Origin of the sequence: Allobosea sp. (assembly GCF_030695125.1) — a bacterium.
Lineage (GTDB): Bacteria > Pseudomonadota > Alphaproteobacteria > Rhizobiales > Beijerinckiaceae > Allobosea.
In genome coordinates this window covers 51,694-57,693 of record NZ_JAUYTP010000047.1, presented here as the reverse complement: position 1 = coordinate 57,693, position 6,000 = coordinate 51,694, and the positions used below count along the sequence as shown (strand labels likewise).

The window sequence follows — 6,000 nt, the reverse complement described above, 5'->3', positions numbered from 1 at the left end:
GCGCAGATAGACCGTCTCGCGCTTGGCGTTGGGCAGTTCGATGCCGATCGCGTTCTTGCCGGGAATCACCGCCACGCGCGCCGAGATCGCGCTCATCGAACGGGCAATGTCGTCGGCCAGCGAAATCACGCGGGAGGATTTCGTGCCCGGAGCCGGCTCCAGTTCGTAGAGCGTCACCACCGGGCCGGGGCGGACCTGCGTGATCTCGCCGCGGACGCCAAAATCCTCCAGCACGCCTTCGAGCAGCGTCGCGTTCTGCTCGAGCGCATCGGTCGAGATCGCCGTGGCAGGCAGCTTCTTGGGCTCGCCGAGATAGGTCAGCGGCGGCAGCTCGAACGCCTCGCGATCGAGCAGCGAGGGTTGCGCCTCGCGCTGGATGCGCTTGCCGGGCTTGGGGGCAGGCGAGGGCGCGGTCACGCGCGGCGCATTGAGGTCGCGCAGATCGAGCGGCTCGTCCTCGTCCAGCGCGAAGGGCGGGTCGAGATCGGGCTGGGGCGTGCGGGCGCCGCGCACCGGTGGCAGCGGGGCGGGATCGAAGGGCGGAACCGTCGGGCGGATGCCGGGTTCGCGCCGATGGCCGTCATTGAATTGCGGCTCGCGGCGGACCCGGCCGGCAGCCGGCGCCATGTCGCCGCCCTGGCGGCCTGCCGCCTGGGCGGCTGCGGCCGGGGGCTGCGGCAGACGCCGCAGGATCATGCCGCGCAGCGCCATCGCGCCATGGGCGAGCCAGCCGACGAGAATCACGGCGATGCCGGGCTCGTCGTCGCGCCTGTCCTCGCTGTCCGACCAGGATTCGTCGGCATCCTCGCCATCGGCGATCGGGTCCTCGTCGCCGACGAAGCCAAAGCCCGCGGCGGCCGTGACGGCGAGGATGGCGACGCCCGCATAGAGGAAACCGACCAGACCGCCGACGGCGTTGCCGGCGAGACCGGCGAGGTTGCGGGTGCCGAACAACAGCCCGTCGCCGATGACGCCGCCCATGCCGGTGGGCAAGGGCCAGCGTGGCGTTGCCGGCAGCGCGCTGCCGACGGCGGCGGTCGCGGCGATGCCGACGACCCAGAGGCCGAGCTTGAGCGCGCCGCGGTCGAAGAGATGGAACCGGACCAGCCTGAGCGACCAGATCAGCGGCGGAAACAGCAGCGCGATGACGCCGAGCCCGATCAGCTGCATCATCAGATCGGCGACCATGGCGCCCGGCCGGCCGAGCCAGTTCCGGACCGCGCCGCTGGTGGCGTTGTTGAGGCTGGGATCGTCGACCGACCAGGTCGCGAGGGACACTGCCACGGCCGCCATCAGCGCCAGCACCACCAGCCCGGTGATCTCGCTGGCGCGGCGCGACAGGAACTCCCGCACCGGGTCGGGCAGGCGGTCCATCAGCGAGGTCGAGCGTCGGATCGTGCGCATGCGGGCTAAGCCGTCATCCCAAGGGGCGTGGGCCGCAACATCGGCCGGTCTGCGATACGTTAGGAAGGTGAGGTTAAGACCCGCTTAACCTTGGCGTCAGCGCCCTCATGCAGACGCCCACCCCTGAGCCCGATGACGGTTGCACCAAGCAAAAATCCCCGGCGGTCGCCCGCCGGGGATCGTGTTGGATCGTGTATCGAAGACCGAGGTCTCAGGGGTGGTAGGCACGCTCGCCATGCTCGGCGATGTCGAGGCCTTCACGCTCGGCATCGGGAGCCACGCGCAGGCCGACGACGACATCGACGATCTTGAAGAGGATCAGCGACCCGACGCCGCTGAAGATCAGCGTGAACAGCACCGCCTTGATCTGGGCCATGAAGGCCGTGCCGAACTCATAGGTGCCGACCGCGAGCTCGCCGGGCTTCGAGACATAGTCCGGGATGCCCGCGCCGCCGAGATCGACATTGACGAGGATGCCGGTCGCCAGCGCGCCGAGGATGCCGCCGACGCAGTGGATGCCGAAGACGTCGAGCGAGTCGTCATAGCCGAGCGCGTTCTTGACCGTCGAGCAGAACACGAAGCAGACGGTTCCGGAGATCAGGCCGAGCATGATGCAGCCCATCGGACCGGCGAAGCCGGCGGCCGGGGTGACGGCGACGAGGCCGGCGACCGCGCCCGAAACCATCCCCAGCAGGGACGGCTTGCCCTTGATCGCCCATTCGACGAACAGCCAGGCGACGGCGGCTGCAGCGGTGGCGACGAAGGTGTTGACCATGGCCAGAGCCGCGGTGCCGTTGGCCTCGAGGTTCGAGCCGGCATTGAAGCCGAACCAGCCGACCCAGAGCAGGGCGCCACCGATCAGGGTCATCGTCAGCGAGTGCGGAGCCATCAGCTCCTTGCCGTAGCCGATGCGCTTGCCGAGCAGGATGCAGCCGACCAGACCGGCGATGCCCGCATTGATGTGCACCACGGTGCCGCCGGCGAAGTCGAGCGCACCCCATTTGAAGAGCATGCCCGCATCGGCGTTGACGGCGTCGAGCGCGGCCTGCGCTGCGGCCTTGCCTTCCGCGGGCGCCTCAGCCAGCGCCTTGGCGGCGTTGCCGACGAGATCGGGGCCGCCCCAGTACCAGACCATGTGGGCCATCGGGAAATAGATGAAGGTCACCCAGAGAACGGTGAAGAGCAGCAGCGCCGAGAACTTCATGCGCTCGGCGAAGGCGCCGACGATGAGGGCCGGCGTGATGCAGGCGAAGGTCATCTGGAAGGCCAGATAGACATATTCCGGGATCACGACGCCGTTGGAGAAGGTGGCGACGGTGGTGGTGGCGTCGACGCCGCGCAGGAAGGCCTTGGAGAAGCCGCCGACATAGTCGTTCAAGCCGCCGCCATTGGTGAAGGCGAGCGAGTAGCCGTAGATCACCCAGAGCAGAGAGACGATGCTGACGATGGCGAAAACCTGCGTCAGGACCGAGAGCATGTTCTTGCTGCGGACGAGGCCGCCATAGAACAGGGCGAGGCCCGGGATCGTCATGAGGAAGACCAGGACGGTCGAGCTCATCATGAAGGCGACGTCACCCTTGTTGGGGACGGGGGTGGCGGGGGTCTGCGCGAGTGCGCCGCCGGCAGCGGCAAGCGCCAGCGCGACGAGCCCGACCCGGCTGATGGTCTTGAAATTCATCTTTGAAAACTCCTCGGAAGGATCGCGGGTCATCAGAGGGCGTCGCCGTCGGTCTCGCCGGTGCGGATGCGCACGGCCTTCTCGATCGACGACACGAAAATCTTGCCGTCGCCGATCTGGCCGGTGCGGGCGGCTGCCGTGATCGCCTCGATCACCTTTCCAACGAGTTCGTCGGACACGGCGACTTCGATCTTGATCTTCGGCAGGAAGCTCACGGCGTATTCGGCGCCACGGTAGATCTCGGTATGGCCCTTCTGGCGGCCATAACCTTTCACCTCTGTCACGGTCAGGCCGTGCACGCCGATGGCGGTGAGCCCGTCGCGCACCTCCTCCAGCTTGAACGGCTTGATGATAGCCATCACGATCTTCATTGTTGGGTTTCCCCGTTCCGCCGCCCGGAAGTCAGCCCCGGCGATCCTGTTGCGCCTCGCGCGCTTGTCATCGCAGCGCGTCGGGAGGTCCCAATTCAAGGCGCGTGCCAACTGGCGTTCGAGGCATGCGCGAAGATGCAGCAAACGGAAAAACCCGCGACCGGATGTGATTCCGGTGCGGGCAGGCTGCTCAGAGGTTAGGCGACTGGCTAATTGGTAGGCGTTTGCCTAAAACGTCGTCACGCGCGATCGGGGCGCGGTCGCACGAGGCCCTCCTGGGCGACGGATGCGACGAGGTTGCCGCGTCGGTCGAAGATGAGCCCACGCGAAAATCCGCGTGCTCCCGAGGTCGAGGGGCTGTCCTGCGCGTAAAGCAGCCATTCGTCGGCGCGGAACGGCCGGTGGAACCACAGCGCATGATCGAGGCTGGCCGCCTGGATCTTCGGATCGAACACGGTCGTGCCATGGGCGATCAGGCTCGAATCCAGCAGCATCAGATCCGAGGCATAGGCCAGCACCGCCTGATGCACGGCCGGGTCGTCGGGCAAGGGCTGCATCGCCCTGATCCAGACGTGGAACCTGGGCTCCATCGCCTCGCCGGTGCCGGCATAACGGGCGACCTCGACCGGGCGGATCTCGATGGGCCGTTCGCGCTCGTAATAGGCGCGCACGGCCTTGGGCATGTTGGGGAGGATGCCGCGGTTCATCGCATCGCGATCGGGCAGATCCTCCGGCATCGGCACGTTGGGCATCGGCATTTGATGGTCATAGCCCGCCTCCTCGACCTGGAAGGACGCCGACATGGCGAAGATCGCCTCCCCCTTCTGGATCGCCAGCACGCGCCGGGTGGTGAAGGAGCGGCCGTCGCGCAGGCGGTCGACCTCGTAGATGATCGGAATCTCGGGGTCGCCGCCGAGCAGGAAATAGGCGTGCAGGGAATGAGGCTGGCGCCCCTCCACGGTCTTGCAGGCGGCATAGAGCGATTGCGCGATGACCTGGCCGCCGAAGACCCGCGGCCAGCCCACCTTGGGGCTGCGACCCCGGAACAGATTGCGTTCGAGCGGCTCGAGGTCGAGGATCGACATCAAGGAGTCGCTGATCTGGGACATGGTCGAAACGGCTCTGCTGACGGACGGGTTGACGGTCGAGCCGGCTTGGGCACACAGGACCGGCCGGTTTCCGCCGCATCAGCACCGACCCGTCCCGGATCGTCAAGCGGGGTGCGCGCCTCAGGTCACGCATCGCCGAGGAGGACAGAAACAGCATGGCCGTTCAAACGCAGCCGCGCGAGGCGATCGTCATTGCCGGTGGCGGCATTGCCGGGTTGACGCTCGCGCTCGCCCTCAAGCGGGCGATGGGTCCGAGCTTTGCGATCACCGTTGCCGATCCGGCCCTGGCTGGCCCCGAGCGCGCCGACAACCGGGCCTATGCGGTCGCCGCGGCGGCGCAGGCGATGCTGCAGACGCTCGGGATCTGGGATGCGATCGCCGCCAGCGCGCAGCCGATGACGGAGATGGTCATTTCCGACAGCCGCAGCGGCGACGTCGTGCGCCCGGTGTTCCTGACCTTCGACGGGGAGGTCGAGCCCGGCCAGCCCTTCGCGCATATGGTGGAGAGCGCGGCGCTTATCGCGGCTCTGACCGAGGCCTGTCGGGAGACGGGCGTCGCGCTGCGCGGCGAGGGCGTCGTGCAATACGCTGCCGACGACGGCGGCGGCACCGCCACCCTGACGAGCGGCGCGGTGATGGCGGTCCGGCTTCTGGTCGCGGCCGACGGCGCGCGCTCGAAACTGCGCGAGCAGGCCGGGATTGGCTGGGTCGGCTGGGATTACCGGCAAGCGGGGCTCGTCGCCACGATCGGGCATGAGAGGCCCCATGACGGCCGCGCCGTCGAGCATTTCCTGCCCTCGGGGCCGTTCGCGATCCTGCCGCTGCGCGATGGCGGCCGCCTCGGGTACCGCTCCTCGATCGTCTGGAGCGAGCGCACCGAGAACCTGCAGGCGCTGCTTTCGCTCGACGAGGACGGCATGCTGGCCGAGATCGAGCGCCGCTTCGGCCTCGAACTCGGCGAGATCGCACTGGAGAGCCCGGTTTCGGCGCATCCGCTCAGCTTCGGTGTCGCCAGGCGGTTCGTGGCCCCGCGGCTGGCGCTGCTCGGCGACGCCGCCCATGTGATCCATCCGATCGCGGGCCAGGGCCTCAACCTCGGCCTGAAGGACGTTGCCGCGCTGGCCGAAACGATCGTCGATGCGGCGCGCCTCGGGCTCGATCCGGGGAGCGAGGACGTGCTGGACGGCTATGAGCGGGCGCGCCGCTTCGATACGGTGGCGATGGGGGCCGTCACCGACGGCCTGAACCGGCTGTTTTCGAACGATGCCACGCCGATCCGGCTGGCGCGCGACCTCGGGCTCGGGCTCGTCGACCGCCTGCCGGGGCTGAAGCGCTTCTTCATCCGCGAGGCGGCGGGCATGGCGGGCGCGCCGCCACGGCTGCTGCGGGGCGAGGGGCTTTGAGCCAACTCGTACCGGGCAGGAAACGCGCGGTCATC

Annotated in this window: 5 protein-coding genes; 1 reads left to right on the top strand and 4 read right to left on the bottom strand. The window is 68.3% G+C overall.

Annotated elements, in window-relative coordinates; all coding sequences use genetic code 11:
• The 4 genes from Q8S38_RS17310 to tesB all read right to left on the bottom strand — a co-directional run.
• On the bottom strand, positions 1 to 1,404 hold a 1,404-nt coding region (locus Q8S38_RS17310; RefSeq protein ID WP_305681622.1), incomplete at its 3' end, for a DNA translocase FtsK.
• A 211-nt stretch (positions 1,405 to 1,615) separates the two neighbouring features.
• Entirely contained in the window at positions 1,616 to 3,082 is a 1,467-nt protein-coding gene (locus Q8S38_RS17305; protein WP_305681621.1) for an ammonium transporter, read from the bottom strand.
• Positions 3,083 to 3,114: 32 nt separating this feature from the next.
• Entirely contained in the window at positions 3,115 to 3,453 is a 339-nt protein-coding gene (locus Q8S38_RS17300) for a P-II family nitrogen regulator (RefSeq protein ID WP_054141588.1), read from the bottom strand.
• A gap of 239 nt (positions 3,454 to 3,692) precedes the next feature.
• A complete protein-coding gene (gene tesB, locus Q8S38_RS17295; RefSeq protein ID WP_305681620.1) occupies positions 3,693 to 4,562 on the bottom strand; it encodes an acyl-CoA thioesterase II in 870 nt (289 codons plus the stop codon).
• 155 nt (positions 4,563 to 4,717) lie between these two features.
• Here tesB and Q8S38_RS17290 point away from each other — a divergent pair, with 155 nt between their 5' ends.
• Complete coding sequence (locus Q8S38_RS17290) at positions 4,718 to 5,965, top strand: ubiquinone biosynthesis hydroxylase (RefSeq protein WP_305681619.1); 1,248 nt, start codon at positions 4,718 to 4,720, stop codon at positions 5,963 to 5,965.
• The last annotated feature ends 35 nt before the right edge of the window (positions 5,966 to 6,000 follow it).